This window comes from Phycisphaerae bacterium, assembly GCA_018003015.1.
GTDB lineage: Bacteria > Planctomycetota > Phycisphaerae > UBA1845 > PWPN01 > JAGNEZ01.
Genome location: JAGNEZ010000032.1, coordinates 26,946 through 51,841 on the forward strand (window position 1 = coordinate 26,946; position 24,896 = coordinate 51,841).

General features: G+C 63.8%; 19 protein-coding genes. 9 read left to right on the forward strand and 10 right to left on the reverse strand.

The annotated features are described in order from the left end of the window. Positions 1-100 precede the first annotated feature (100 nt). Both trmB and KA354_14680 read left to right on the forward strand, forming a co-directional pair. A complete protein-coding gene (trmB, locus tag KA354_14675) occupies positions 101-793 on the forward strand; it encodes a tRNA (guanosine(46)-N7)-methyltransferase TrmB (GenBank protein MBP7935887.1) in 693 nt (230 codons plus the stop codon). Positions 794-836: 43 nt separating this feature from the next. Then, positions 837-2,882 carry a hypothetical protein gene (locus tag KA354_14680; protein MBP7935888.1) on the forward strand — a complete coding sequence of 682 codons (2,046 nt, stop codon included), beginning with the start codon at positions 837-839 and terminating at the stop codon, positions 2,880-2,882. A 262-nt stretch (positions 2,883-3,144) separates the two neighbouring features. On the opposite strand, the gene miaA is transcribed toward KA354_14680, so the two are convergent. After that, complete coding sequence (gene miaA, locus KA354_14685; protein ID MBP7935889.1) at positions 3,145-4,101, reverse strand: tRNA (adenosine(37)-N6)-dimethylallyltransferase MiaA; 957 nt, start codon at positions 4,099-4,101, stop codon at positions 3,145-3,147. 432 nt (positions 4,102-4,533) lie between these two features. Between miaA and KA354_14690 the strand changes: the two genes are divergently transcribed. Continuing rightward, the gene (locus tag KA354_14690) at positions 4,534-4,980 is read left to right on the forward strand and encodes an Hsp20/alpha crystallin family protein (protein MBP7935890.1); all 447 of its coding nucleotides are present in this window, start codon (positions 4,534-4,536) and stop codon (positions 4,978-4,980) included. 81 nt (positions 4,981-5,061) lie between these two features. Here the strand turns inward: KA354_14690 and KA354_14695 are convergent, their stop codons facing one another. Continuing rightward, a complete protein-coding gene (locus KA354_14695) occupies positions 5,062-6,054 on the reverse strand; it encodes a murein L,D-transpeptidase (GenBank protein ID MBP7935891.1) in 993 nt (330 codons plus the stop codon). Between the two features lie 393 nt (positions 6,055-6,447). On the opposite strand from KA354_14695, the gene KA354_14700 reads away from it, so the two are divergent. The 4 genes from KA354_14700 (at position 6,448) to KA354_14715 (ending at position 11,039) form a co-directional block, all read left to right on the forward strand. Further along, the gene (locus KA354_14700) at positions 6,448-6,843 is read left to right on the forward strand and encodes a hypothetical protein (protein ID MBP7935892.1); all 396 of its coding nucleotides are present in this window, start codon (positions 6,448-6,450) and stop codon (positions 6,841-6,843) included. A gap of 25 nt (positions 6,844-6,868) precedes the next feature. Beyond that, a complete protein-coding gene (locus tag KA354_14705) occupies positions 6,869-8,389 on the forward strand; it encodes a GGDEF domain-containing protein (GenBank protein ID MBP7935893.1) in 1,521 nt (506 codons plus the stop codon). 250 nt (positions 8,390-8,639) lie between these two features. Continuing rightward, positions 8,640-9,719, forward strand: a complete 1,080-nt coding sequence (locus tag KA354_14710; protein MBP7935894.1) for a tRNA-dihydrouridine synthase — start codon at positions 8,640-8,642, stop codon at positions 9,717-9,719. A 36-nt stretch (positions 9,720-9,755) separates the two neighbouring features. Beyond that, the gene (locus KA354_14715) at positions 9,756-11,039 is read left to right on the forward strand and encodes an MFS transporter (protein MBP7935895.1); all 1,284 of its coding nucleotides are present in this window, start codon (positions 9,756-9,758) and stop codon (positions 11,037-11,039) included. Positions 11,040-11,087: 48 nt separating this feature from the next. On the opposite strand, the gene KA354_14720 is transcribed toward KA354_14715, so the two are convergent. The 3 genes from KA354_14720 to KA354_14730 form a co-directional block, all read right to left on the reverse strand. After that, positions 11,088-13,187, reverse strand: coding sequence for a hypothetical protein (locus KA354_14720; GenBank protein ID MBP7935896.1), 2,100 nt, complete (start codon positions 13,185-13,187; stop codon positions 11,088-11,090). Between the two features lie 561 nt (positions 13,188-13,748). Then, positions 13,749-16,010, reverse strand: a complete 2,262-nt coding sequence (locus KA354_14725; GenBank protein MBP7935897.1) for a glycoside hydrolase family 95 protein — start codon at positions 16,008-16,010, stop codon at positions 13,749-13,751. A 103-nt stretch (positions 16,011-16,113) separates the two neighbouring features. Then, positions 16,114-16,326: a hypothetical protein gene (locus KA354_14730; protein MBP7935898.1), complete on the reverse strand. Its 213-nt coding sequence runs from the start codon at positions 16,324-16,326 to the stop codon at positions 16,114-16,116. A gap of 307 nt (positions 16,327-16,633) precedes the next feature. Here KA354_14730 and KA354_14735 point away from each other — a divergent pair, with 307 nt between their 5' ends. Both KA354_14735 and KA354_14740 read left to right on the forward strand, forming a co-directional pair. Beyond that, positions 16,634-17,266 carry a CDP-alcohol phosphatidyltransferase family protein gene (locus KA354_14735; protein MBP7935899.1) on the forward strand — a complete coding sequence of 211 codons (633 nt, stop codon included), beginning with the start codon at positions 16,634-16,636 and terminating at the stop codon, positions 17,264-17,266. Then, entirely contained in the window at positions 17,263-18,036 is a 774-nt protein-coding gene (locus tag KA354_14740; protein MBP7935900.1) for a phosphatase PAP2 family protein, read from the forward strand. Before KA354_14735 ends, KA354_14740 begins: the two co-directional genes overlap by 4 nt. A gap of 34 nt (positions 18,037-18,070) precedes the next feature. Here KA354_14740 and KA354_14745 read toward each other — a convergent pair whose 3' ends face one another. From KA354_14745 to KA354_14765, 5 genes are all read right to left on the reverse strand, one after another. Further along, positions 18,071-19,474 (reverse strand): Gfo/Idh/MocA family oxidoreductase, encoded by a 1,404-nt coding sequence (locus KA354_14745; protein MBP7935901.1) that lies wholly within the window; start codon positions 19,472-19,474, stop codon positions 18,071-18,073. Continuing rightward, positions 19,471-20,256 carry a DUF1080 domain-containing protein gene (locus tag KA354_14750; GenBank protein MBP7935902.1) on the reverse strand — a complete coding sequence of 262 codons (786 nt, stop codon included), beginning with the start codon at positions 20,254-20,256 and terminating at the stop codon, positions 19,471-19,473. Before KA354_14750 ends, KA354_14745 begins: the two co-directional genes overlap by 4 nt. A 33-nt stretch (positions 20,257-20,289) precedes the next feature. Next, entirely contained in the window at positions 20,290-21,561 is a 1,272-nt protein-coding gene (locus KA354_14755; GenBank protein ID MBP7935903.1) for a DUF3472 domain-containing protein, read from the reverse strand. A gap of 25 nt (positions 21,562-21,586) precedes the next feature. Continuing rightward, a complete protein-coding gene (locus tag KA354_14760; protein MBP7935904.1) occupies positions 21,587-22,843 on the reverse strand; it encodes a Gfo/Idh/MocA family oxidoreductase in 1,257 nt (418 codons plus the stop codon). A gap of 249 nt (positions 22,844-23,092) precedes the next feature. Next, positions 23,093-24,880: an MBL fold metallo-hydrolase gene (locus KA354_14765; protein MBP7935905.1), complete on the reverse strand. Its 1,788-nt coding sequence runs from the start codon at positions 24,878-24,880 to the stop codon at positions 23,093-23,095. Positions 24,881-24,896 lie beyond the last annotated feature (16 nt).

Genomic DNA, 24,896 nt, shown 5'->3' on the forward strand with positions numbered 1-24,896 from the left:
CCCGACAATCAACTCGACCCCAAGACGCTTCCCCCCACATGGTTGCTCGAGGGCGGCGCTTTCGTCAAGATACCCACCGTCGATGCGAAGGCGAGAAGACATGCTGGGAATCGAGAACATCATCGTGGCCGCGCCGGGCAGGGGCGAGAAGATCTCGTTCCGGACCCTGTTTGGCGATGACCATCCCGTGGAGATGGAGATTGGCACGGGCAAAGGCGGCTTTCTACTCCGCCGGGCACAGGCCCATCCCGATCGGCGGTTCTTCGGAATCGAGTGGGCTAACAAGATCTGTCGTTATGTGGCCGATCGAATGGTCCGTCACGGCGTCACCAACGTCCGACTGATGCGGACGGATGCCCGTCACCTGGTGATGTACCAGATGCCGCCCGAATGTGTGACCATCATCCACATCTACCATCCCGATCCGTGGCCCAAGAAACGACATCACAAGCGACGGCTGATTCAGCCGGCGTTACTGGCCGCCGTTGTCGAAATCCTCGTTCCTGGCGGGCGGGTGGCGATCCAGACCGACCATGCCGAGTACTTCGAGCAGATCCGCGCGGTTGCCCGCGGCGAGCCTCGACTGGAGGAAGTGGCGTTCGACGTACCCGAGGCGGGTGTCGTCGAGGGGCGGGTGCAGACCAACTTCGAGATCAAGTACCTTCGGGAGGGACGAACCCTGTATCAGATGGCGCTTCGCAAGAGGGCGCGGTCGGCGACGTCCAGCGAGGGATCCTCGCACCTCCTGGTCCGTGGGACCGTGGCGCCGGCCCCAGACTCCAAGTCGATGTAAGCGTCACATGCAGCCTCGTACATCAACTGAAGGGGAGATTCATATGAACCTTTTTCGTCTTGCCGTGACTGTCGTCATGTTGCCGCTGCTCTTTTGCGGCGAGTTGTTCTCCCAGGTACACCCGAAGACGGTCAATGAACATCCGCCGCAAACTGACGACATGGACTGGGGCCAGCCAAGAGTCAGCGTAGCCAAGGCGAATGACATATGGACGATCGCGGGAGTCCAGAAGACGCTGGCGCTCAACACGGCCGACCTGGCCGTGAACATCACGGGCAGTGGCATCACGTGGAAATTGGAGCCCTCCGGACCCGACGACATTGTGGTCCAGCCTCCGGGTTCGGCTGAGCTCAACCTCAGACTGACCCAGGCGGGAAAGACCGTCATTCAGCCCTACGACACGGGCTTCATGACCGGACTCGTTATCAAGCTGAGCGAATTCAGGGATGCCGCGCAAACGCTCGACCTGACCGTACAGCTGTTCGTCTGCATGGAGGTGAACACCGAGGATATCCTGTTCGACATCGTGCCGATCGAACGAACGACGGTGATCAAGAGGTGTTGCTGGCCCAAGGCGTTCGTCGGAGAGGACGTGGATTGCACGGTGATACCGGCCATGCAGGGGATGCTGCTGCCGAGAAACTGGGATAGACAAGTCACTCTCTGGGGGAACTTCTGCTATGACCGTTGCTTGTCTATGCCGTGGTGGGGGCACTCCAAGGGGGAACGATCGGCGATCTTGATCGTCGAAACCCCGGATGATGCCGCCTGCAAGTTCGCCCATCCCGCGGGCGGCCCAACGAGGATGGCCCTGGAATGGCATCACAGCCTCGGGCAATTCCGCTACCCGAGAAGAGCCAGGCTTGCCTTGCTGAAGGGCCATTACGTCCAGATGGCCAAGAGGTACAGGGAGTATTCGATCCTGAAGGGCGACTTCATCTCTCTCAAGGAGAAGATCGCGCGGAATCCGGCGGTCGAGAAGCTCATCGGGAGCCCGGTGGCTCATATCGGGGCACTGAACCACTATGAGCCTGGATCCACGGCGTTTGACAAGGAAGATCCGAGAAAGAACCACTCCTACACCAAGTTCTCCACCCGCGTGGAGCAACTGAACGGCGTTGCGGAAAAGGGAGTCAAGCGCCTGTACGTTCATTTGGACGGATGGGGCTTCCGCGGTTATGACAATCTCCACCCCGACTGCCTCCCTCCGAGCGAGGAATGCGGAGGCTGGGAAGGATTGAAGAAACTGGCCGATGCCTGCAGGGGGCATGGGTATATCTTCGCATTGCACGACCAGTATCACGATTACTACGTAGATGCGAAGTCGTTCCAGGACAGGCACGCCCGGCAGGGAGAGGACGGAAAGCCCTTGTATATCTCCCATTGGGCGGGTGGAAAACAGACCTGGATGTGTCCGCGTCTCTCGCCGGGGCACGTGAAGAAGAACTACGAGAAGATGAGGCAGATGGGGTTGAGTGTCGGCGGGGCCTATCTCGATGTTTTCGCGGTCATTCCGCCGCCCGAGTGCTACAACGTCGAACACCCCTCCACGAGGACGCAAACCCTCGAGTGCTGGGGAGATTGCCTCGACTACATCCGGACTCAGGTGGGCGTCGTGAGTTCGGAAGAGCCCACCTCCTGGGCTGTCAAGCATATTAGCCTCGTCCACCACGCGCCTCACTGGGTGGACCCGATTTTCGGAGACGGGCCCGCGCATGGAATCCCTATCCCTCTGTTCAATCTGGTCTACCACGATGCACTGATCACGCCATGGTTCATGGGCAAGCGAGGGGATCCCCTCTTCGGGATCCCCAAAGAACACAGCGGCTATCTGCTCGGACTGCTCAACGGGGGCGTGCCCTACATATCGGTGGACGACCCGAAAGAGCCGGAACTCGAGATGGCTCGGGTGATGTGCGCCTTGAACGGCCGGGTCGCCCTGCTGGAAATGAAGGACCACGAGTTCCTTGACAAGAAGCATCGAAGGCAGAGGACGACCTTTGCGGATGGAACCACGGTCACCATCGACCCCGATGTCGAGACGTTTGAAGTCGTTCCGCGACTCCAATACGGGAAAGAGATCCGATAAAGGGTTGAAGACATGTTGACGAGGTCCTTGCGCCTCGACGGAAATCCAGCCGTGTCGCGGCCGATGGAGGATTGAGACTCAGGGGAAGAACAAGGGGCAGCTGAGGAACAAAGGAGCAAGAGCCGTTGATTCGTCCCCTCGCCCCGCCCATGACAAACCCTCGAAGCCCACGGCTGCCCTCTCCGCGTCATGGCGCCTTGGCGGTTTGACTCCATTCCCCCCGTCTGTTGCTGAAAAGCCCGCTGAAAGGCGCTCTCATCACTCATCCCTTGTGACCCATGGTTCGCTGTTCGTCGCTTTCCCAGGACTGGCTGACGCGGTCGGCGATGTGCTCGACGGGTTCGCCTTCGGCGACGTCCACCCAGCGGATGCGGGGCATGCGCCGCATCCAGGTGCGTTGGCTCTTGGCCAGGCGGCGGGTATTGATCTTGATCTGCTCGACCGCGTCGTCCAGGGAAAGCTCGCCGCGCAGATGGCGGATGATCTCGGCGTAGCCGACTGCCTGGGCGGCCTGCTCGCCGATACCGGCCGGCTCGAACAGAAGAGTTCGGACCTCCTCGACCAGGCCGCTGGCGATCATTTGCCTGACCCGGGCATTGATGTGCCGGTTGAGGTCCTCCTTGGGCATGCGGATGGCGACCACCCGACAATCATACCGACCGGTGAAGCCGCACCATTGGGTCTGCAGTTCGCTGATCGGAAGGCCGCGAGCGCGATAGACCTCCATGGCCCGCTCGATCCGGCGCAGGTCGTTGGGGTGAATGCGAGCGGCGGCGGCCGGGTCCACCCGAGCCAGTTCGGTGTGCAACGCGGCGGAGCCTTCCCTCGCGGCACGGTCACGCAGGCTCTGGCGATAGGCGGGATCGGCTGGCGGCCCCTCGAACACGCCGGAAACCAATCCGCGAACGAACATCATGGTGCCGCCCTCGGCCACCAGGGGCCGGCCGCGAGCCGCGGTCTCGCGGATGACACGGTCGGCGTCCTCGATGAACCGGCCCAGACTGTAGGACTCGCTCGGCTCGATGATGTCGATGAGGTGATGCCGAATCCGGGCCCGTTCCTCGATCGTCGGCTTGGCGGTACCGATATCCATCCGCCGGTAGATCTTCATGGAGTCAACGGAGAGGATCTCCGCACCGAGCCGGCGGGCCAGCTCCAAACCGACGGCGCTCTTGCCGCAAGCGGTGCAGCCGATGAGCAGGTGAAGGCGAATGGGCACGGGCACGTCCTCGAAGCAGGCCGCCGGCGCCGACCGGCCAGGCACATTCCTGTTGACCATAAGCGTCGAGCCGTCGGAGCACAAAGCCGAACGCAGAGAGGCCAGAAGCCGAGAGGGGCGCGGGCCGGCCTCGGCATCCGGGCGGCGTGGAGGGAGCCCAGGCAGGTGTCCAGAAGAGGCAGGGCAGCCTGTAAGTGGCTCTAAGAACAGGGTTTGCGCGCGTCAGCGGACCGGATCGGCTGTCAGGATGGCAGCGACGGGCGGAGGCGGCTTGGCGGCAGCTCATCTCCTAACTTGAGCTTTGGCAACTGGTTACGTCGATTCCGAATCCATGGCATGCGGCATGATGAGGATGGAGGGATGGAACGAGGCGGCAAAGGGCTGCCATCAGAACACAAGATCAGGTGATTCGTACTATACGGAGGTGTGATCATGATGCCGGTTTTCTGCGGACGAACGCGATGGGATGATGCCCTGCCTGCGGCTTTCGACGGCCTGGCACGATGGCCTCGCGAACTCGAGCGGGCGATTGACACGTTCCTCGGCGAAAGCACGCCAGAGGCGTTCCGGGTTGATGTTCGCCAGGACGGTGACAACCTGCTATTCGAGGCCGAGCTACCGGGCGTGGCCCGTGAGCATGTGAACGTGGCGGTAGAGAACGGCCTGCTGACCATCGGGGCTCAGTTTGTGAACGCTTCGGACGAGAAGAAAGGCAACTACCATGTACGCGAACGGCGGTCCGGAGAATACAGCCGGAACTTCAAGCTGCCGCCGACCGCGGACGCCGAGAAGATCGACGCCACGCTCAAGAACGGGATTCTGACCTTACGGATCCCGACCCGCGAGGAAGCCAAGCCCAGGCAGATTGAAGTCAAATAAGCCTCCTTCCCCCTCCTCCTGTGAAGTGCCTGCAGGGCCGCGGTTGCTGAAGCAGCCGCGGCCCCTTGCTCTTCGGGGCGGTCACTTGAGGGCCATGGGACCAGGACTGTTGACGAACTTCACCGGCAGGCCGATGCGGACCATCTTGCCGAGGCGGATCGCGTCCCAGTTGGCCAGGCGGAAACAGCCGTGCGAGCCGGTCTTGCCGATCAGCTCGGGATTCGGTGTGCCGTGCATACCGTAACCGGGCAGACTCAGACCGATCCAGAAGCGGCCGACCGGGTTGCGCGGTCCCGGCGGGATCTCCAGCTTCTCGGTGATGCGCTCCTTGACCTCCGGCCACATCTTGGGATCGAAGCTGTAGACGGGGTTCGCCGCGACCCTGATCACTTCCGCGTCCCGGTCGGGCAGCTTGGCCTTGTTCGCGGCAATCGAGCAATGGAACAGGGCGATGAGCTTCCTGTCCGGCCCGATGACGCGGATGATCTTCTCGGCGAGATTGACCTCGAGGCAAGCGGCGGCGGGCCACTCCTGGCGGCCGCCCAGGATTGGAACCACGACCTGGGCACCGGCCTTGAGGTGGTTGATTGACTTGCTCGGGTTGAGCGTGTTGAGCAGGGCCTTCTTGCAGTGGAACTTCTCGGCGAGGACATCGTCGAGGCTCTCGTGACCCAGGCGGACCAACTTGCTCTTGGCTACCCAGCTCTGCGGGCAGGGGCCGATCTCGGCCAGGTCCGCGGCTTCGACGGTGTACTTGCCGAGCACCGCGTCGGGGTCGACGGCGAGAGCCTTGGCGGTGGCATCATCCAGCTCGCCGGTCACGGGAAGCCCTCGAACCCTCTGGAATTCTTTAGCGGCTATTTGGGTCTTAAAACCGATTTGCCCGTCGATCAGGCCGGGCGAAAAGCCCAGGTTGTCCAGGGCGACCTGCCAAGCGATGTTACGACGGAGCGAGGATTCCCACTCGGTCACGGCGCCCGGAAGGGAGACAGGGGAGGCCAGTGCCGAGGCCACCCAAAGCACCGTGATCACGCGTTGGTGACGATGCGTGGAAGACGCACTTCTCGCGAACATGGCGATCCCTTCCTACCGGTGCGGCCGGCCATCGGGTACGGACCACAAGACCCCGTCCGACAAACCTCCTCGGACGCGGCCGGGCGTATTGTAGCCGTCCGACCCCGGGGAGTCATTACCGGACGCGGCGACCGGCCGGTGCGGGGCGGCGACCTCCTTCGGCATTCCTGACCGCCGGCCGGTCAGGACCCTACAGTGAGGGGCGAGGCTTTCCGATCTGCCCGGACGATGCCGTCGGACGACCGCGAAACGGCACGTTCAGTTCACGAGCCCCCCCTGCCGGACCGATGGCAGAGCAAGGACCGTGAGTCACCCTGCCTGCGCCTACAGGGGACCGGGTATCCCAGAGAGGCCGGGCGAGCCCCCGAGACCGCTTGAAGTGGAGATTCTGACATGGCCCACCCGTTCGTAGAGTTCCTCACGGAGCGGGATCTCATTCCCGCCTCCGCGGCCGCGCTTTTATGCAAGAGCAGGAGCTTCGTTCGGCAACCGATCGGCATGATCGCAGTGAGTCACGGCCTGTTGCGACCGGACCAGATCGACCTGGTCTTGGATCGACAACGCAGCCACAAGGACCATCTGTTCGGCGAGATCGCGGTGGAGCTGGGTTTTCTGACCCGTCAGCAGACCGAGATGCTGGTCCGAATTCAAGAGCTCCGGCTTGCGGCGGACATCACCGAGACCCTGGCCTTGGCTGGGGTGTGCACATATGAGGATGGGGTTCGGTACCTGGGAGCCTTCCTGGTTCGTGACTGTGAAGTGGCGGCGATGATGCTGGGGCAAGCGTGAGCGCCTGATCGAGGCTGAGCAGGATATGAGCAAGGAAGTCATCGACAGACTCAAGCGTTCAGCCCAGTTGCCCAGTGCGCCAGGCACAGCGCTTGAGGTCTTGCGCCTTTGCCAGACCGAGGACGTGTCCATCGGCGTCCTGGCCGACACGCTGGCCACTGACCCCGCGTTGTGCCTTCGGCTGCTGAAGTACGCGAACTCCGCCATGTTCGGCGCCAGCAAGGAGATCGCCAGTGTTCGCGACGCGGTGCTGATATTGGGTCTTCGGTCGGTCCGGGTCATGGCCCTGGGTTTCTCGCTGGTGTCCACCCGAGACCCCAAGGCGTGCAAGTCTTTCGAGTTTGACCGGTTCTGGGCCCACTCCGTGGCTCGAGCCGCGGCCGCTCGTCACCTGGCGGCTCGGCTTCGGATCGCCTCGCCCGAGGAGGCCTTCTCGATCGGCCTGCTGTCGCACATCGGCAAGCTGGTGTTCGCGGTGGGAATGCCCGACGTCTACCCGGCCGTCCTCCAGGTGGCCGGAGGCACGCTCGCCCGGGCCGAACGGCACGAGACCGCCTGCCTGGGCTGCTCGCACTATGACCTGGGCGCCGATCTGCTGATCGAATGGGGACTGCCCCAGTACATGGCGGACATCATCCGGGCCCAGTCCCACCCCGACACGTATGAACCGGACTCAGAGCTGGGCAGATGGGTGAGCCTCATCCGCGCCGCCACGGACACCGGCGACATCGTCTGTAAGGCATCTCCAGACTACATCCTGGCCACCCGCCGGCAGTCCATCATCAACTCCGGCCTGATCCCCGAAGAAGAGGTGAATCAGGTTCTGCAGTCGGTCAAGGCGGAGTTCAACGACCTGGTGACCATGCTCTCGATGAAACCGGGAACGAAACCCCGCGACCAGGAGATCCAGGCCAGGGCCGGGGCCATGCTCAACGAGCTTCGCCTCAGCGCCCAGCTGCAGAGCGAGGTCGCCGAGAAGGGACAACCCGAAGTCCGGCCAGAGGCGGCCACCGACGAACTGACCGGAATCGCCAACCGCCGGGCGTTCGACCAACGGCTGGCCGAGGTCCTGGAGGAAAGCCGGCTCAGGGGCGACTCGCTCGTCTTAGTCATGATGGATATCGACTCGTTCAAGCAGTTCAACGACACGTTCGGTCACAAAACCGGCGACGTCGTGCTGCAGGCCGTCGCCCAGGCCCTGCTCAAGACCCTGCGATCGGTGGACCTCCTGGCCCGCTATGGCGGCGAAGAGTTCGCCGCGATTCTGCCCCGCGCGGACCGTCTTCTGGCTGCCCAACTTTGCGTGAGACTGAGGCGGGCGGTCGAGGTGTGTACGGTCAAACATGGCGACCGAAGCCATCGGGTAACGATCAGCGTGGGAGCGGCCCTGGCCCCCGTTCCGTTGGCCGGGTGCGGGGCCAAAACGTTGCTCCAGGTCGCCCAGGCCGAACTACGCGCGGCTAAGGCGAAGGGGCGCAACTGCTGCAGCATGAGGCAGATCCCGTCGCAGATGAGAATCGCGTCCGCCCCGGCGAATCCCCGCTGATTGAGCGTTGTATGGGGGGGCAGACCCTGGCAATCCCGCCCTCGGTCAGGTTCTGGCGCGAACCCCGGACACCCCGATCTCATCGCCGAGTGAAGAGGCCGGGCCGTGGATCTTCGCTCCTGGTGGCCTCGACCATCGGCGCGGCTTCCTCCATCATCGGAGAAGGGCTTCTCGCCTGCACCCGAGTTCATCCGTCAACAGGACACGCCCAACGCGGGACTCTGCGGGATGTTCCTGTACAATACGATCCATGCTGAGGCTTGGAAGCGTCGAACTCGTCACCCACCTGCTGCTCGCTCCGATCGCCAGGTACTGTGACCTCGCCTTTCGGTTGACGATTCGACCGCTGGGCGGGCTGGGGCTGGCGTACACAGACCTGGTGAACCCTCGCGGGCTGCTGCGTCGGACGGCCAAGTCGATGGAACTGGTTCGGACCGAATCCGGGGACCAACCGTTGTGCGTTCAGCTCTACGGGAGCGAGGTCCGGCCGATGGCCGAGGCGGCCCGCTGGTGCCAGGACCATGGGGCGGCGGTTGTTGATATCAACATGGGCTGCCCGGCGGAGAAGATCACCTGCCGCGCGGGCGGTGCATCACTGCTGCGTGACATTCCGGCCGCGGCCCGGTTGGCGGAAGGAGTCGTCCGGGCATCGCGCGTGCCGGTAACGGCCAAGATCCGTCTGGGATGGAACGACGATGAGATCGTGGCTCCGTCGCTGGCCGCCGCGCTGAAGGAGGCCGGGATCGCCGGCATCATTGTCCACGGTCGGACGGTGGAGCAGCAGTTCGCCGGCCCGGCCAGACTCGAGGAGATTAGCCGCGTGGTGACGGCAGCGGGACCGATCCCGGTAATCGGCAACGGCGGGATCGGATGCCCTCGCGACGCGGCGGAGATGATCCGGCAAACGGGCTGCGCGGGGGTGATGATCGGCCGGGGCGCCCTGCGCGATCCCTGGCTGTTCCGCGACACCTACGCCTTCCTGGTCACGGGCGTGGTTCCCGAGCCGCCGACGAGGGTCGACCGGATCGCTTTCATGAACCGACACTTCGATCACCTGGTTCGGCTCAAGGGTGAGCGGTTGGCGTGTATCACCTTCCGGCAACGAGCCAGCTGGTACATTGGCAGGCTGGGCGATGACTCCACCTTCAAGCACGGCGTCCGCACCATCGTCCGGGCCGACGACTACCGGAGGCTGGTCATTAAGCTGATGGAATCCGTGCAGCCCATGACCGACGGGAAGAAGCATCACGGCACCGCGCGGGGCCGGCTCGACGGGCTGGACAAGCGATCGTGGAGGCCCGATGATGGTCTCGCTGCGTCGTGCGGTTAACACCGCAGGGCAGTCGACGATGAGCGGGAGCCGATTTTGATACTCCATCGGTTGGTCGCGTTTCCGGAAAGCCGGGACATCCTCAGGCTCCATCTCTGGGCAACGCCGTTCATCGCCCTTCAGGCTGCTGTCTACCAGATGCTGCCTGTCCTTCTCCGGCAGCATTTCGCCGCCGACGAATGGCAGACGGCCATCTCGACCGCGGCCATCTCGATCACGCTGCTGTTGTCGGTGGTCTGGAACGAGCTGTACTGCCGAGCTCGTCCCGGGCTCTACCTGACCCTCTTGTGGACACTGGCGATCGCGCCGCTGGGCGGGATTGCGCTGTGCTACACTGCCTGGAGCGCCCTGTTCTTCATCGTGGTCGCAGCTACGGGCTTCGGCGGCATGCAGCCGCTGAGCGGTGATATCCTGCGTAACAGCTACCCGCCGATGGCCCGTAACCGCATCTTCAGCGTCATCCAGATGGTCAGCCAATGCACGGTCATGGTGGGCACCTACCTGATCGGCTTGTGCCTCAACTACTGGCCGGAGGCCTTCCGGGTGTACCTGCCGGCAGGCACTCTGGCGGTCGGCGTGGGCATGGGCCTGCTTTACCGGATCACCCAGAAGCAGTTGTTCGTCGAACGCCGGCAGACTCAGCGCTCTGAGCCGCTTCTGACCAGCCTGAGTCGTGTCTACCACAACATGCTGAGAGTATTCCGCGAGGACAGCATCTTCCGGCGGCACGAGACGGCGTTCTCACTCTATGGTCTGGGCTGGATGATCTGCTGGGCCCTACTCCCTTTCATCTGTGTCGACAAACTCCAGCTGACCTATGCGGAGGTGGCCCGCTCAACACAGACCGTCTTGCAGCTGATGCTGATGGTGACCATGCTCCCGACCGCCTATCTGATGGACCGCTTCGGCCCGCTGACGATCGCGGCGTGGTCGTTCGCCCTGCTGATCTTCTATCCGATTGGCCTGATGTGGGCTCACGATGTCAACAGCCTGACGTTTGTCACCATCGCCTATGCGGTCATGCTCAGCGGCGTGAACCTGACCTGGACACTTGGCCCCATTCTTCTCGCTCGCGATGCTTCGCAGGCTCCCACCTATCTGGCAATTCATGCAACCATGGTGGGTATTCGTGGTCTCGTCGGCCAGTTTCCGGCGGTGGCCCTGTATCGCTGGACGCAGGATTTTCACCTCCCGCTGGCCATCGCCGCCGTTCTCTTCGCCTGGGGAGCAGTAATCATGTTCCGGGTGGAGCGGGACCGTCGAACCGCCGCGAAGGCCCGCTCCGAGGCCGAGCCCATGCCCTTGGCGCCTCCTCCATGATCGCCGGCCACCGCCGGCTGTCCAATGCTTGGCGGATGCACGCGCCGCTCAGGGCGTGACCTCGTCGGCCTCGTCCACGTCGAAGTCGCCGTCCTTGTCCAGGCAGGCGCAGGACGGCAGGATGCCCGTCCGGTAGGGCGTGCCCGAACCTGAGTAGCACGCGTGGGTGGCGGCCAGGTCGTCGGCGTCGGCATCACCGTCGCCGTCCAGGTCGCCGACCGTTGGACTACAGCTGAAGCCGCCGCTATAGAGGGCCATGGTGTCGACCCGGAGGATCTCGGCGCTGCTCGTCCACAGATACAAGCCGCTCACATAGGGGCCGGTCGGGGTACCGGCGGTGTAGGCCGTAATCTCTTTCCCGTTGATCGTGAGTCTGGCCGTACCCGCCGTGGCATCGTACCAGAGGGCGAGTTCGATGTAGGCCGAGCCCGGATTGAACTTCGTGCCCGCCACCGGCCAGCAGTCAGTGTCGAACATGACCCCCGCGCCGCTGAAGCACCGCTGGAGCACGCCGAAATCGACCTGATCGATGTCGCTATCCTGGTCAAAATCCACATCGCCGCACTGGCCAGCAATGGTGTGGATGGTCGGGCCGGTGTAGCATCCGATGAAAGCCAGCACATCATCGCCGTCCACGTCCTGATCGCCGTCGGCGTCTGGTGAGGGCGGTTCGGCCGTTCCAACCGACCCGGTGACCGGGCCGCCGACCACCGTACCACCCACTCCCACGGTGGCCGGGCGACCGACCTTGAAAGACCCGACCGCCACGGCCTCATCGCCGTTCACCAGGGCAATCTGAAGGGCGTTGCCGGCCACCAGCCCGGTATCGAGCCTGAGCACAGCCTTGCCCATGACGACGCCGAGATTCCTGGCCGGAAGTTGCAGGGTCGGCAGCTTCACCCAGGCCGAGACTGCGGCCGCGCCCGCCGGCAGGGCAACTACGCGCTTGTCCGACGCGTAGTCGTCATCGGTCAGACTCCAGCCCACGTCGGAACCCGTTTTCAGATTACCTTGGAGGGAGTAATCGGCCCGGCGCATGTCTTCGACGCCCCAGCTGTTGACCAGGACCGGATTTGCCTGGGTAGGGGTGGCGATATCCAGGGGCGGGTTACTGTCCGTGTCCGCCTTGAACATGACATAGGTCCGCTGTGACCGGCTCACTCCGTCCTGGATGTCGAGCAATGCGGCGTTGACGGGATCGGACACCTCGATCGGCTCGTCCGACTGGTAGATCATCACATACTTGTAGGGAGGAGCATTCTCGTAGGCGCCGCCCATATTGCTCCAAGCGTGGAACGAGCCGATCGGGTTCCCGCCTGCGTCCACCATTCCGCCAATGTTCTGGCGTACCCAGTCGGCCATATCCACCGCCTGCCAGCCGAACAGCGGGTGCAGCGACCCGTGGGGCAGGGAATGGACCTGCGAAATCGGGATGAGGTACCCGCGGATCTCCATCGCCTTGTAGTCTCTGGCGATGTTCTTCCGCGTCGTCCCCGTCGTCGTGAGCCGCAGGGTGTTGTAGTGACGATATCCTTCCGGCTCTTCGAATACCTGTCCGGGAGCCAGGTCGGGGCTCTTGTACTCGAAGTAGTATTTCGAGCCGCCCAGCCCTCTCTGGTTGGCCCCGGCGTTGTTATACCAGAAGTAGTTGCTCGCAGATTCCCATCCGGGGCCGGTTGCCGCACTGTCGTTCTGTTCCCAATCCCAGTTGTTGTCTGTTGGAACCCCGCTGCCGGTCGCCCCGCCGCCGTCGTCCCGGCGATTGTCCGTCCACGTTTCGCCTTCAGCCAAGATACCGAACTGCGGCTCGCTCTTCGTAGTCAGGCTCATGAAGCCCGCGTCGAGCTCGTCGGTCGGAAGACAGCAAGGATCATGTCGGATGTGGTAGGCGTAGGTGTAGCCGGGACTTGCCGGATCGTTGTCGATGATCTCAGTCGAGAGATATCCGTGAGGATTCAACAGGACGGTGACATCGTCGGCGGTCATGGGCAACCGATCGGGCCCGGCCGCCTGGTGTATCAGCTCGGAAGTATAGCCATGGGTGAAGAACCAGTACTCTTCGTATGGCGCGGCGAGCACCGAGGCTGCGACCCAGAGAACACCCGCGATGGCCAGAACGATAGTCCTTGCCGCTTTCCTGCCCACCATGATATGCTCCTTCATAGAAGTACGGAGATCTTAGCGAGGGGCACGGCCCACGCCTGTTCGCTCTCGGTCCCGACAGAGAAGCTGGAGGTGGGGCGACGCTGGGGCAATCGCAGAAGATGAGTGGCCGGTCGCCTCTTCAGACAGAGTGTGCCTTCCCGACAGGTGGAGACAAACCCTGCCTAATCCTATGATAGGCCGGCTGGGCGGGACGAGGCCATGCCCGAAAATGGTGGAAGGAGGGGTGAGGTACCACAGGATCCTGCCAGTTACGGTCGGTGCCGGGATAGCCACTTCGACTCGCGGCCATCCCCGCTGTCGCCGAAATGGCCGCTGGGGCGGACCGTGCTGATCTGCCGGGGGAGGGCGATTGAACGGGCGACGCGGTGGAAAAAACGGCCACAACCTACGCGTTCGCCTGACGAAACACCGTCACGGGCTTCCCGGACGGCCCTTCCGCCGCGCAAGCTTGCCCCTTCGCGGGTACGGCCCTCATAGCGGAGGCCCGTGTTCTGCGGCTCGGATGCTGGTGAGTTGACGGGCACCGGGGTCCTGATGGCATTTTTACTGGTGCTGAAAATGGTCCAGCACCACGCGTTTGGTCTCGCCCGGCTGCAGCCGGATGGAAACGGTCTTTCCGCGGTAGAGCAGGGTGCCGTGCGTGCCGTTACCGCCTCGCACGGCAACGTCGACCAACTGGCCGTCTCTCCAACGCATGTCGATCTCGAAGCCGCCGCGGGCCCGCAGGCCGGTCACGCTTCCAGTCGCCCAGGCCTTGGGCAAGGCCGGCAGCAGACTGATCACCCCCTCGTGTGACTGTAGCAGCATCTCGGCCACGGCCGCGGTGATACCCAGGTTGCCGTCGATCTGCATGGGGGGATGGTTACCGAACAGGTTACGGCACGTCGAAGGCGTGGAGAGCAGGGCTACGAGCATGTCGTGCGCTTTCTCGGCCTCGTGCAGGCGGGCCCACAGGGCGCCCCGCCAAGCGAAGGCCCATTCACGGTTGCTGTCGCCGGTTTGGCCGCGAGCGGTCAATGAGACCGCGGCCGCTTTGGCCAATTCGGGGGTGCCGACCACGTTGACTTGGCGCCCGGGGTAGACCGCGAACAAGTGCGACGTGTGTCGGTGATGATCGTTCGGATCGTCGCGGTCAACCATCCACTCCTGAAGCTGGCCCCATCTACCGATCTTCGGGCCAACGAGCTTGTGGCGCATGGCCGCCACCTGGGCCCGAAAGTCGGCATCGAGCCCCAGCGTTTCGCTGGCCTGGACGAAGTTGGTGAACAGATCCCAGACGATGACCTGGTTATAGGTGACCCCGTCCTCGTTGGGCCCGTGTTCGGGGGACCAGCCGTTAGGCACCACGAGTCGGCCGTCAGGCAGGGCCTTGAGATGGTCCTCCCAGAACTCGCAGGTCTCCTTAAGGATGGGATAGGCCACGTCACGGAGAAAGACCCTGTCGCGGCCGAAGGCGTAGTGCTCCCACAGATGTTGGCAGTACCACGCGTTGGCGGTCTTGTCCCATCGCCACCCCATGCCACCGCAGATGTTGTGTGAAGTCCGCAGCGCCCAGCCGCGTACCGTGCCGCTCGCCGTGGCATATTCCTTCTCGGCTTTGGTGGCTTTTCGCCACGGATCGAGCTGACTTCTGATCAAGTCGAACAGGGGACGATGACATTCTGCGAGGTTAGTGATCTCCGCCGGCCAGTAGTTCATCTGGATGTTGATATTGGTGTGGTAGTCGCAGGCCCAGGGGGGGGCGTTGCTCTCGTTCCAGAGCCCCTGCAGGTTGGCCGGCAGGTCCCCCGGGCGCGAGCAACTGATCAGCAGATACCGGCCGTACTGGAAGAACAGGGCTTCCATCTCCGGGTCGCCGCCTTTGGCCACCCGGCTCTTGCGCTGGTCGGCGGGCAGTGCCTTACGTTCGTCGGGCGACGGGCCTAAATCCAATGCCACGCGGTTGAAGAGGGCCTGGTAGTCCCTCACGTGGTCCTGCCTGAGTGCGGCATCGTCCTTGGCCAGGGCCTTGCTCATCTGGCCGTTCACGCTTTCATGAGGGGGGTCGCCGCGGTAGCCGCGGGCGTAGTCCATCGCGTAGTCGGTGCCCGTGGTCACGTACAGTGTAACGCTGTCGCATCGCGTGAACTCGATCCGGGCATCGACCGCCTTGAGCGATCCACCCCGGTGAGCGGCCGACAACTGGGCCTCGTACTTCATGCCGTTGCAGAGTGCTCCCGAGATGATCAGTCGGCCGTCGCGCCCCACCGTGCGGGCCTTGTGGGCGTCATGGAGTTCGATCGAGCCCGTGCAGGCGCCGGGCTGGTCCGCGGTCAGCCGAACGACCAGCGCCTGGTCTGGCCTGCTGCAGAAGTACTCCCGGGAGTAATTGACCTCGCCGACCCGATATCGCACGCCCGCGATGGCGGTGGAGATATCCAGATCGCGTCGATAGCCGCTCGCCTTCTCGTGTCCGGGCAGTTGGATGAGTACTTCACCGAACTTCTGATACGCCCCCATGGTCTTGTCGTAGGAACCTTCCACCGGGTCGTAGCTCCCCGATGGGTTCTCGTCGCCGGTCCACAGGCTGTCCTCGTTGAACACGATCTTCTCGAGACCTGTTCCCCCAAAGACCATTCCGCCCATGCGGCCGTTCCCGATGGGCAGGGCCTCGGTCATGCCCGAATTGGGCTTGGCCGGAATGTCGTACCACAAGGTCAGGTCGCGACGCGCTGCCTCCCCGTCGGCTGCCCAGGCACCGTTCGCCAGGCAAAGGCCCAACAGAAACAGCCATGTCGTCGTCCTGAACAGGATCGCTGAAAACATGGGGGACCGCCTTTCCCACCGGCTTGGTGATCACCGCTCCCGGCGGCCTCCGGACGGCCTCAACCAGCGCCGCGTGACGAGGCCGCGACGGTGCATCCGCGGGCTATCCGGACTGGCCATCGGATGGGCCTCGCGCCGCGGCTTCGTCCGCCTGCTGGTTCATGCGAGCTGCGTGGGCCAGGGCGCGATGCTCGGCGTAATGGCGCAGTTCGTCATCCCGGCCGCAGGAGAATGACTCCACGGCCGAGTTCGTCGCCGTGTCGAGTACTTCCCAGGCGCAGGCATCGAGGTTGTACTTTGCAAAGAAACGGGGCATCACAAACCGACCTCCATGGCGACCGGATTGTATCCCGGCCGGGCCGGCATGTGAAGTCGTCTACCGGCTCCGAAGGTGCCGTTCGGAGAGACGTCAACATCCGAGTAACGCCGTCGCCGACGGCAGTGTTCCCCCAACGGATCGCCGGTCGAGCACTCCGTCCCGACGCCGCCTCGGGGGGAATGCGGGGCGGCGAAGGTCGCGGTTCCTACCCGCGGTTTGTGCCGGTCTCGTTGGTGCCCTACAATGGCCGGACGGACAGGGTACCGGCCGCACGGCGCTGTGACTCTTTATAGAGGCTAGTTCTGTGTACAAGATCTCCTGGCCAAACCGGATCACGCTGGCTCGCATTCTCCTCGTCGGGCCGTTCGTGGTCATGCTGCTACACCTGCAGGATCCGGCCTGGGGCGACCGGGCACGATGGCTCGCCCTGGGGATCTTCGCGGCCATGGCGGTCAGCGACGCCCTGGATGGATACCTGGCTCGCCGGCTGCACCAGGAATCGGCCGTCGGGCGGTTCCTCGATCCCCTGGCCGACAAAATGCTGATTCTCTGCTCGGTCGGCCTCCTGGCTCACCGAGGCACGCACGTCAGCGGCATGCTTCTTCCGGACGTGGTGGCGGTGACCGTGATCGGCAAGGACCTGATCGTGGTCATCGGTTTCTGTATTGTCTACTTCTCGACCTCGCGGATCTACATCGAACCCCGCCGCGTCGGCAAGCTGTGCACCTTCGCTCAACTCAGCATGGTCATCTCGATTCTGCTCTCGCCCGATCTGCCGGAATCGCTGTCCTGGATCCCGGTCGTGTTGTGGTGGACGGCGTCCATCCTGGCGGCGGCGACCGTGATCCAGTACTTCCAGATGGCCCGGCGGTTCCTGGCCGCCCATGAAGCCAACGGAGCCAAGGGACGGGCGAACGAAGCGAGAAGCGACCAGTGAGCAACGCGAACGAAATGCAGGAACGCGAGGTCTTTGCCCCGCCACGCACCGAGGTCGTCCGGTCATCGCCCGGGGGGCGACTACCACGATGGGACCGAGCCCTCGTCTTCTTTCTCGTCGCGGTCGCGGGATACCTGGTCCTGCTGAATCAGGATCTGCCACTGATGCGGATCCGGTATACGATCATTCGCGGCGAGCCGCAGGGCTGGCTGAAGGAAGCACTGGGCAGCGTGCGCGAGTTCGGGCAGGCCGGGGCAGTGATTCTGGCCATCGCGATCGCGGCCAGTTACGACCGGCGATGGAAGCCGGTCGTGTGCGCCCTGCTACTGGCCGAGATTCTGGCCGCGGCTGGCTACGATTCGGGCAAGTACCTCCTGCCTCGGCACCGGCCGTACGCGGCAATCCGACAACACGCTGAAGGCTCGGCGACCCCTGGCCTGCAGACGCTGCAGCAATTCACGGTCAGCGATACCTGGCTCGGCTCGCGCCCTTCCAGCCACGGCTTTGACACCGAGTCGTTTCCCTCCGGCCACTCCGCCAGCTCGTTCGCGATTGCCTGCGTCCTGAGCTGCTACTATCCCCGACTGGCCTGGCTGCTGTGGCCGCTGGCGTTCGGTTGTGCGGCCTCACGATACCTTGAAGCCGTGCACTGGCTGAGTGACTGCTGGTTCGGGGCGTTCTGGGGATACCTCTCCGGCCGGCTCGCGTTGTTCATCGTTGTTCGGAGCGGTACCATCAGCGGTAGGGTCCATTCTCGTTCACTGCCGTAGTACTCCGTCTAGCGGACCACGCCGTGAAACGGCCTCAAATCGACCATCCCTGGCGGTACTCGCGATGCACGAACTTGTTGGCATCGGGCAGATTGTTCACCTTCAGGGCGGGCCAGTTCCACTCCAGTGTCCGGCCGGGGAAGCGCAGAGCCACGTTCCCGAGCAGCAGTGCCTCGGTCACCGTGGCCGCGAACTCGAAGTTGGCGCCGGCCGGCTCGCCGCCCCTGCAGGCCTGGAGCCACTCCTCGTGATGGCCGATCGATCGGGGCAGCGTTTTCGGCGGCGGCTTGAACGCGTCTGCCCGGGCGGCAGGGACGAGACGCGGTTTCTGGCCGCAGAATCCGCAGACCAACGCACCCTCGTCGCCCACCAGGATCATACCTTCGTCCTCGAGCGGTCGCTTGGGCTCCATGTGCCGGGGTCTGACCGGGCGCAGCCCGCCGTCGTACCAGAAGACGCTGACCGGCGGCATCGAGCCGCGGGCGGGGAATTCCCAGCGGATGAGAGAAGCCTGCGGCCAGCTTTCGCTGTTCATCTCCGGCTTGGCCCACATCTTGGCGGCGAAGCCCGCGCCGCTCGCCTCGACGGCCAGGGGGCCCCTCAGACGCAGCACTCTGAAGATGATATCGAAGGCGTAGCAGCCCATGTCGCCCAAGGCGCCGGTCCCGAAATCCCGCCAGCCTCTGAAAACCAGCGGCAGATAGGCGGGATGGTATGGCCGATGCGGGGCAGGTCCCAGCCAGAGATCCCAATCGAGCGTCGGGGGGACGGGAGGCGTGTCTGTCGGCCGCTCCATGCCTTGGGGCCAGAACGGGCGGTTGGACCACAGGTGGACCTCGCGGACGGCACCGATGGCCCCGGCATCAACCCACTCACGCAGGAGGCGTGGCTCCTCGCCGGCCTGGGGCCCGGTGCCCAACTGGGTCGCCCGCCAGGTTTCGCGGGTCAGCCCACTAAGCGTACGGGCCTCGTAGATGGTGTGGGTGAACGGTTTCTGGCAGTAGACATGCTTGCCGGCTTTCAGAGCGGCGGAGGCGATCACCGCATGGCTGTGGTCCGGAGTGACGATCAGAGTCGCGTCGAGATCCCTGTGCTGCGAGAACAACTCGTGATAGTCCTTGTAGGTCTTGCACGCCTTGTCGCCGTAGTGGGCGTTGACGGCGTTCCGGGCGGCGGTCAGGTTCTTGACCTCGACATCGCAGACCGCCACGACTCGCACCTGCGACTTGTCGAGAAAGCTCCCCATGTCGCGCATGCCCTGATCGCCCACACCGATTGCGGCGAGGGTGATGACTTCGCTGGGCGCTGTCTGGCCCGCGCCGCCCAGGACATGCCGGGGGACGAGCGTCCACGCAGCACCGGTCGCGGCGGCCCCCGCCACGAACTGCCGGCGAGAGACCCCGCCGGCCCGATTCCGAACTGGCCTTGGTGAGTTCATCCTTCGCTCCCTTCACGAGCCGCCTTCGGATCGAGCGACTTGATGAAGATGTTCTTGAACTGCAGCAGGGCCGGTGGGCTGACCCACTTGCCCTCCTTTTTATCACCGTGGTGTTGCAGGCCAATGGCCCCCTTGGCTGCGAGGCCGGGCAACTTCGCACCCGGAAGGACCGTCTTGCCGTTCAGCACGACCTTGACCACGTCGCCGCGCACGGTGATCTCGTATCGATTCCACTCACCGACCGGCTTGTCCGCCTGAGTCCTGGGGGTGACCGCGGCGCGCACTTCCGGGGACACCTTCGGATCGGTGCGATAGCCGTACATTTCGCCGGAACCGATCGGCCAGCACCAGATATTGCACTGGTTCTTCGCGCTGCCCCGGACCATGACGCCGGAATCGGAATCCGGCAGGGCCATGCGCATTTCCTTGCCGTGGATGTCGCGAGCGTGGGTGCCGTCCGGGAGGATGTACGGCACGTTGGGGTTGGTGTAGGGCGTCTCCTTGATGCGCCAGTCTACGCGGAGAACGAAGTCGGTATACTCCTGCGTGGTCCAGAGGCTCTTATCGCCCTTGGCCGCGCTCCCGGCGTCGTAGTCGATGACCCCGTCGACGACTCTCCAATGGCCGCCGTCGCCCTCGGGCACCTTCCATCCGGAGAAATCCTTGCCATTGAATAGGGAGATGAAGCCTTCCCCGGGCTCGTTGTCGGCCGACCCCACCATCGGCGCCAGCAGGCCCATGACGGCGAACAGTACCGCGAGCAAAACAGGCGTCTTCTTCATGTCAGTCTCCTCGAAACGACGAACAGGTATCCATCAACGTGCCGATGGCGAAGTCGGTTCAGGCCATCGGATATCCGAAGGCGGCCGGCCGGTCTTGGGCCGATCGAACTTCTCGCCGTACTTGGTGAATCCGTCCACGAATCCGCCGTGCGAGAGGAAGAACTGCCCCTTCTCGATGCCCATGAAACGATCGAGGCGGTCTGCCTTGCCGGTTTCGTCGTGACTGAAGGAGGCGGCGGTCAGCTCGACCCACCGGCCCGCAGCTGTTCGGATCCACTGGTTGCCGTAGAGGGCCTTTCGCACGACGTGTCCGTTGGCTCCGCCGAAGTTCTCGCTGAAGCTGTATAGCCCGCGGAGATAGCCGCCCTCCTTGGGGGCTCTCCAACTCGAGATCAGGATCCAGTCCTTCTTCTCCGGGTGAAAGTAATAGCCGGAGTAGATGGTGTGGGTCGCGTCGGTCGGCTTGGCCGTCACGATGAATCGCTGCCTCTCCCCGGTCTTCCACATGAACTTGAGGTGGCTGTGGCCACCGGTGCCTTCGTTGCCGAAATCGCCCGAGTAGACGCCCTCGCCCTTGCCGACCAGGGTGACGCGGTTGTCGGCCGCCACCTTGCTGCGATCCACGGCCTCATCACCGCTGTCCCAGACGCTGAAGATGATCCGCCGTTCGGTCGGGCTGTTGACCTGCATGCCGAAGTAGCCCCGATGCCAGCCGCAGGCCATGTAGTAGGTCCAAAGCGGATCCTCGAGGCCAGTCATCTCGCAGTAGAAGACTTCGACCTCTTCGTCCTTAGGCACGGGGTAGAATAGATGGACGGAGGCGGCGTTGCGGCGAGGCTTGAGATTGAAGTGGGCGTCTTGGGTTGCAGATCCATCCAGCAGCAGGGCTTCCAGGTCGCCCGCGGGCCGGCCTTTCTCGTTGAGCGATTCGAGCGCAAACCGCTGGTATCCCGCGGCCGGCACCTCGAACAACCCAAAACGCACGATGACCCGATCCCGCCCGTTGCCCTCGGCCGATGATTCACGGGATCGGCCGGCCACGGTGAGCCGCAGGCGTGAGGTCGCCCCGGACGGTAACCGCAGCTCGACGCAACACTCGAGCGACCCCGGCTTCTTGAGCTGTCCGAACCACAGCACCTTCTGCGACGGGTCCTTCCAGCCGGTGACGCCCTTCTCGGAAACATGCACCGCTTCCGGCTTTGGATCGACGTAGGCGGTGGATGCGGGCACACGAAGCCTGCCATCCGCCGCCGCCGCCATCGAGGCGGTGAAGCACAGCCCGACCATCGTCCAGATCCTCATCATCTCACGATCCTCCCTGACAGACCGCTCACAGCGTCCACGGCGACCGCATCGCCCGCGTGAGCCTCTTGGTTGCCTCGGCGTCGCCCACGATCGCTTCCTTCCTGGGATCCCAGGTGATCCTGCGCTTCAACCGAATGGTGATATCGGCCAGGTGGCTGATGATGTCGGAACGCACGGCGTCGCCGAGCGGGCTAACCGTCCTGCGGCGCGATTTCACGGCGTCGATGAAGTTCTGGTCCTGCCGCGGGCTCCCGATGAGATGAACCTCGTCGGGACCGATCTTGGACTGCAGCAGTGACTTGGGCTCGGCGTCAATCCCGCTACGCCAGATGCGCACCCAGCCGTTTGGCCCGATAAACTTGGTCGAATCACCACCGGGCTTGAAGGACATCTTCACGCCGTTGGCCATCTGGTAGGTCACGTCCCAGTTGATCACCGTGTTGTAGAGCCCTTTCGTCGGTACCTTGCCGGTGCCTTCGACGGTCATCGGGCCGGCGATGTCGGCGTCCGAGCCCCAGATCATGATATCCAGCGGGTGCGCGCCCCAGCCGGCAAGATAACCAATCGAGTAGTCGTAAATGTAGTACGTTCCGGGTGTCACGCAGCGGTCCTTGGTGTACGGCGCCATCGGGGCCGGACCGATCCACATCGAATAGTCAAGGGTCGGCGGCACGGGGATTTCCTCGGTCGAGCCGCCCTCACCGCCGTCGGGCGCGATGACCTCGATGGTGTGCACCTTGCCGATTCGCCCGCTGCGAACCAGCTCGCAACCGAAGCGGCAGTGGGCCGAGCTGCGCTGCTGGGTGCCGTACTGAAAGACCCGCTTCTTCTCGGTGAAGATCTTACGGCAGGCAAGGTCCTGCTCGATAGTCACGCCGAGCGGCTTCTCGACGTAAGCGTCTTTGCCCGCCCGAGCCGCAGCAAGGGCGATCGGCACGTGCCAGTGATCGGGTGTGGCCACAACCACCGCGTCGATGTCCTTGCGAGCCAGCAATTCGCGGAAGTCGGCGTAACCCTGGCCGTTGATCCGCCGGGCGGCCGCCGCGCGGCGATCGCTGTAAGCGTCGGCGACGGCCACGCTCTGGGCGTTCTTGCAGTTCAGGAATCCGTTGAGCAGGTAGGTTCCCTGGCCGCCGACACCGATGTGCCCGAGTGTCACCCGCTCGCTGGCCGGGGCTGTTTCAGCGTTTCCCAGCGCCGTCGAGGTGATCATGTACGGGGCACTGGCCACAGCCATCGCCCTCTTCAGAACATACCGCCTGGTCGTCTTCCAGTCCTGCATCATCGCGCCCCTTTCTCGTCACGGATCCGAGATGTGGCCGGCAGTCGCGCAGGGTCAACCAGCGCCGGCTGGGCCGGCTCGCATTATACCCGGTGGCTCGAGTTGCACGACCCTGAGCGATTGGCGTCCTTTACGCCCCGCGCTGAGCCTACCTTGTTAAGTGTGCGAGTGCAGGAGTGTGGGACCGGCATCTTGCCTTTCAACTGACAGACTGCAAGCCGGTCCCCCACTGCCTCCTGAGATAGGCAGTCAATCCTTGGGCCAGTCCGGCAACTTGAATTTGAGCACAGCCTTGGTGGTGTGGTTCCGGTAGTGCCCGACCATCATCTTGGACAGCGACTGCACCGAGAACCGCGTACCCTCGATCTTCAGATCGGCCTGCGTGTTGGCCAGGAGATAACTGAACCGCTCGGTGAACGCCGCGGTTCGCTGAACGTAGCGGACCATCTCGGAGGTGTCCCAGTCGGGATGGCGAGGCTTGAAGTCGGGGGGCATCTGGGCCGGTCCCCACTTGATGAGTGGGATCTCCGGGTCCATCGCGTGGTAGATCTGGCTGAAGAAGTTCAGCTCCGCGCCAGTGGTGTGCTCGAAGTTCCATCGGATCGTGTGCGTGCCGTCGGACGGCTTGTGATCGAGCTGCACCTTGGTGACCTTTCCCAGGGCGTCAATCAGCGCCTGCCGATCAGCACGCATCGATTCGAGGGCGGCCTGCATGTCGGCGGCCGGCTTGGCCGGCTTGAAGTCGCAGGCGATGACCGCTGCCGGCCCAGGCTCGGCGTCCGGCTTCGCCGCCGGCTGGGCCGCGGCGATCGCGTTGCCCTTGACCTCGCGAACGGGTATACCCGCCTCCTTGGCCTTGGCCAGGAAAGCATCGAGCCTGGCGAGCGGGATCTTGCCCACGCTGGTCTTGAAGTGAATCGGCCAGACAAAACGGCGGGGCCTGATCTGCTTGACCACCTCGATTGCCTGAGTCGGATCGAGCGTGTACGTCCCGCCCACTGGGATCAGGAGGACGTCAACGGGGCCGATGGCCGTGAGTTGCTCGGGGGTCAGTGTGTGGCCAAGGTCTCCGCAGTGCAGGATCCGCACGCCGTCGGTCTCGATCAGGAACATGGCGTTCTTGCCGCGTCTCGCTCCCGACTCCGCGTCATGGAACGTGGGGATGCTCTTGACGTGGACGGCATGGCTGGTGGGAGTGCCGACCTCGGTCTTCGCCAGCCACTTGATCTCCGCCTGATTCGGCCGGCGGTCGAGGTAGTGGTCAATCTCGGCCCAGTTCTTGTCCGGCTTGAGCCCATGAACAATGACCGGCTTGCCTTTGACCACATCGAAGCCGGTGTGATCGAAGTGCTCGTGTGTCGCGAGAACCAGATTGGCAGTCAGGTCCGGCTTGGGAAAGCCCATCTGCTCGGTGGCCAGGAAGGGATCGATCACGATAGTGAATCCCCAGAAGGTCTCGATCGAGACGCACGCCTGCCCCCACCATCGGATCGCCGTCGGGGCGGACTCGTCGTTCGCGTTCGGAGGCTGGGCGGACTCAGCGGCGGGTTTTGCCGCGGCCGCAGGGGTCGTCTGACCGCTCTGTGCCAGGACCGCTGTGCACCAGCTCACCAGGCAAGCGAAGGCCATTGCGTTGAACCATGGGCATCTCATCGTGATTCTCCTTTGAGGGGTGTGTTCCGCTCTCAACCGATCGCCGGCCGTCCGGCTGTCCACCGGTCCCATCACCCTCCGGTTCGTCAATGGGTTGTCCACACCGGGACCGCTTCCGAACGCTGCGTCATTATAGCAGGTCGGGTGAAGAGGCCGCAGGCAGGCGAAGCCCATAAGCCGCTTCCTCTCGTCTACGGCGCCGAACGCCGGATAACCCTGCGTGGCCTGCAAGAGCTGATCGAAGAACGGGCGGCGTACCGGCTGCTCGGGGTAAGCGGCAAAGCTGTGGTTGACATCGTGACTGAAGATCTCGACGACCGCGTCACCGTGACAAACGGTCATCGATTCCAGGGTAAACCGCGTATGCACCTTCTCGTTGGTCATGTGCTCAAATGCACCT

Coding starts and splice junctions, on each gene's coding strand:
- trmB (MBP7935887.1), top strand. CDS start 101: ATGCTGGGAATCGAGAACATCATCGTGGCCGCGCCGGGCAGGGGCGAG.
- KA354_14680 (MBP7935888.1), top strand. CDS start 837: ATGAACCTTTTTCGTCTTGCCGTGACTGTCGTCATGTTGCCGCTGCTC.
- KA354_14690 (MBP7935890.1), top strand. CDS start 4,534: ATGATGCCGGTTTTCTGCGGACGAACGCGATGGGATGATGCCCTGCCT.
- KA354_14695 (MBP7935891.1), bottom strand. CDS start 6,054: ATGTTCGCGAGAAGTGCGTCTTCCACGCATCGTCACCAACGCGTGATC.
- KA354_14700 (MBP7935892.1), top strand. CDS start 6,448: ATGGCCCACCCGTTCGTAGAGTTCCTCACGGAGCGGGATCTCATTCCC.
- KA354_14705 (MBP7935893.1), top strand. CDS start 6,869: ATGAGCAAGGAAGTCATCGACAGACTCAAGCGTTCAGCCCAGTTGCCC.
- KA354_14710 (MBP7935894.1), top strand. CDS start 8,640: ATGCTGAGGCTTGGAAGCGTCGAACTCGTCACCCACCTGCTGCTCGCT.
- KA354_14720 (MBP7935896.1), bottom strand. CDS start 13,187: ATGGTGGGCAGGAAAGCGGCAAGGACTATCGTTCTGGCCATCGCGGGT.
- KA354_14725 (MBP7935897.1), bottom strand. CDS start 16,010: ATGTTTTCAGCGATCCTGTTCAGGACGACGACATGGCTGTTTCTGTTG.
- KA354_14730 (MBP7935898.1), bottom strand. CDS start 16,326: ATGCCCCGTTTCTTTGCAAAGTACAACCTCGATGCCTGCGCCTGGGAA.
- KA354_14745 (MBP7935901.1), bottom strand. CDS start 19,474: ATGAACTCACCAAGGCCAGTTCGGAATCGGGCCGGCGGGGTCTCTCGC.
- KA354_14750 (MBP7935902.1), bottom strand. CDS start 20,256: ATGAAGAAGACGCCTGTTTTGCTCGCGGTACTGTTCGCCGTCATGGGC.
- KA354_14755 (MBP7935903.1), bottom strand. CDS start 21,561: ATGATGAGGATCTGGACGATGGTCGGGCTGTGCTTCACCGCCTCGATG.
- KA354_14760 (MBP7935904.1), bottom strand. CDS start 22,843: ATGCAGGACTGGAAGACGACCAGGCGGTATGTTCTGAAGAGGGCGATG.
- KA354_14765 (MBP7935905.1), bottom strand. CDS start 24,880: ATGACCAACGAGAAGGTGCATACGCGGTTTACCCTGGAATCGATGACC.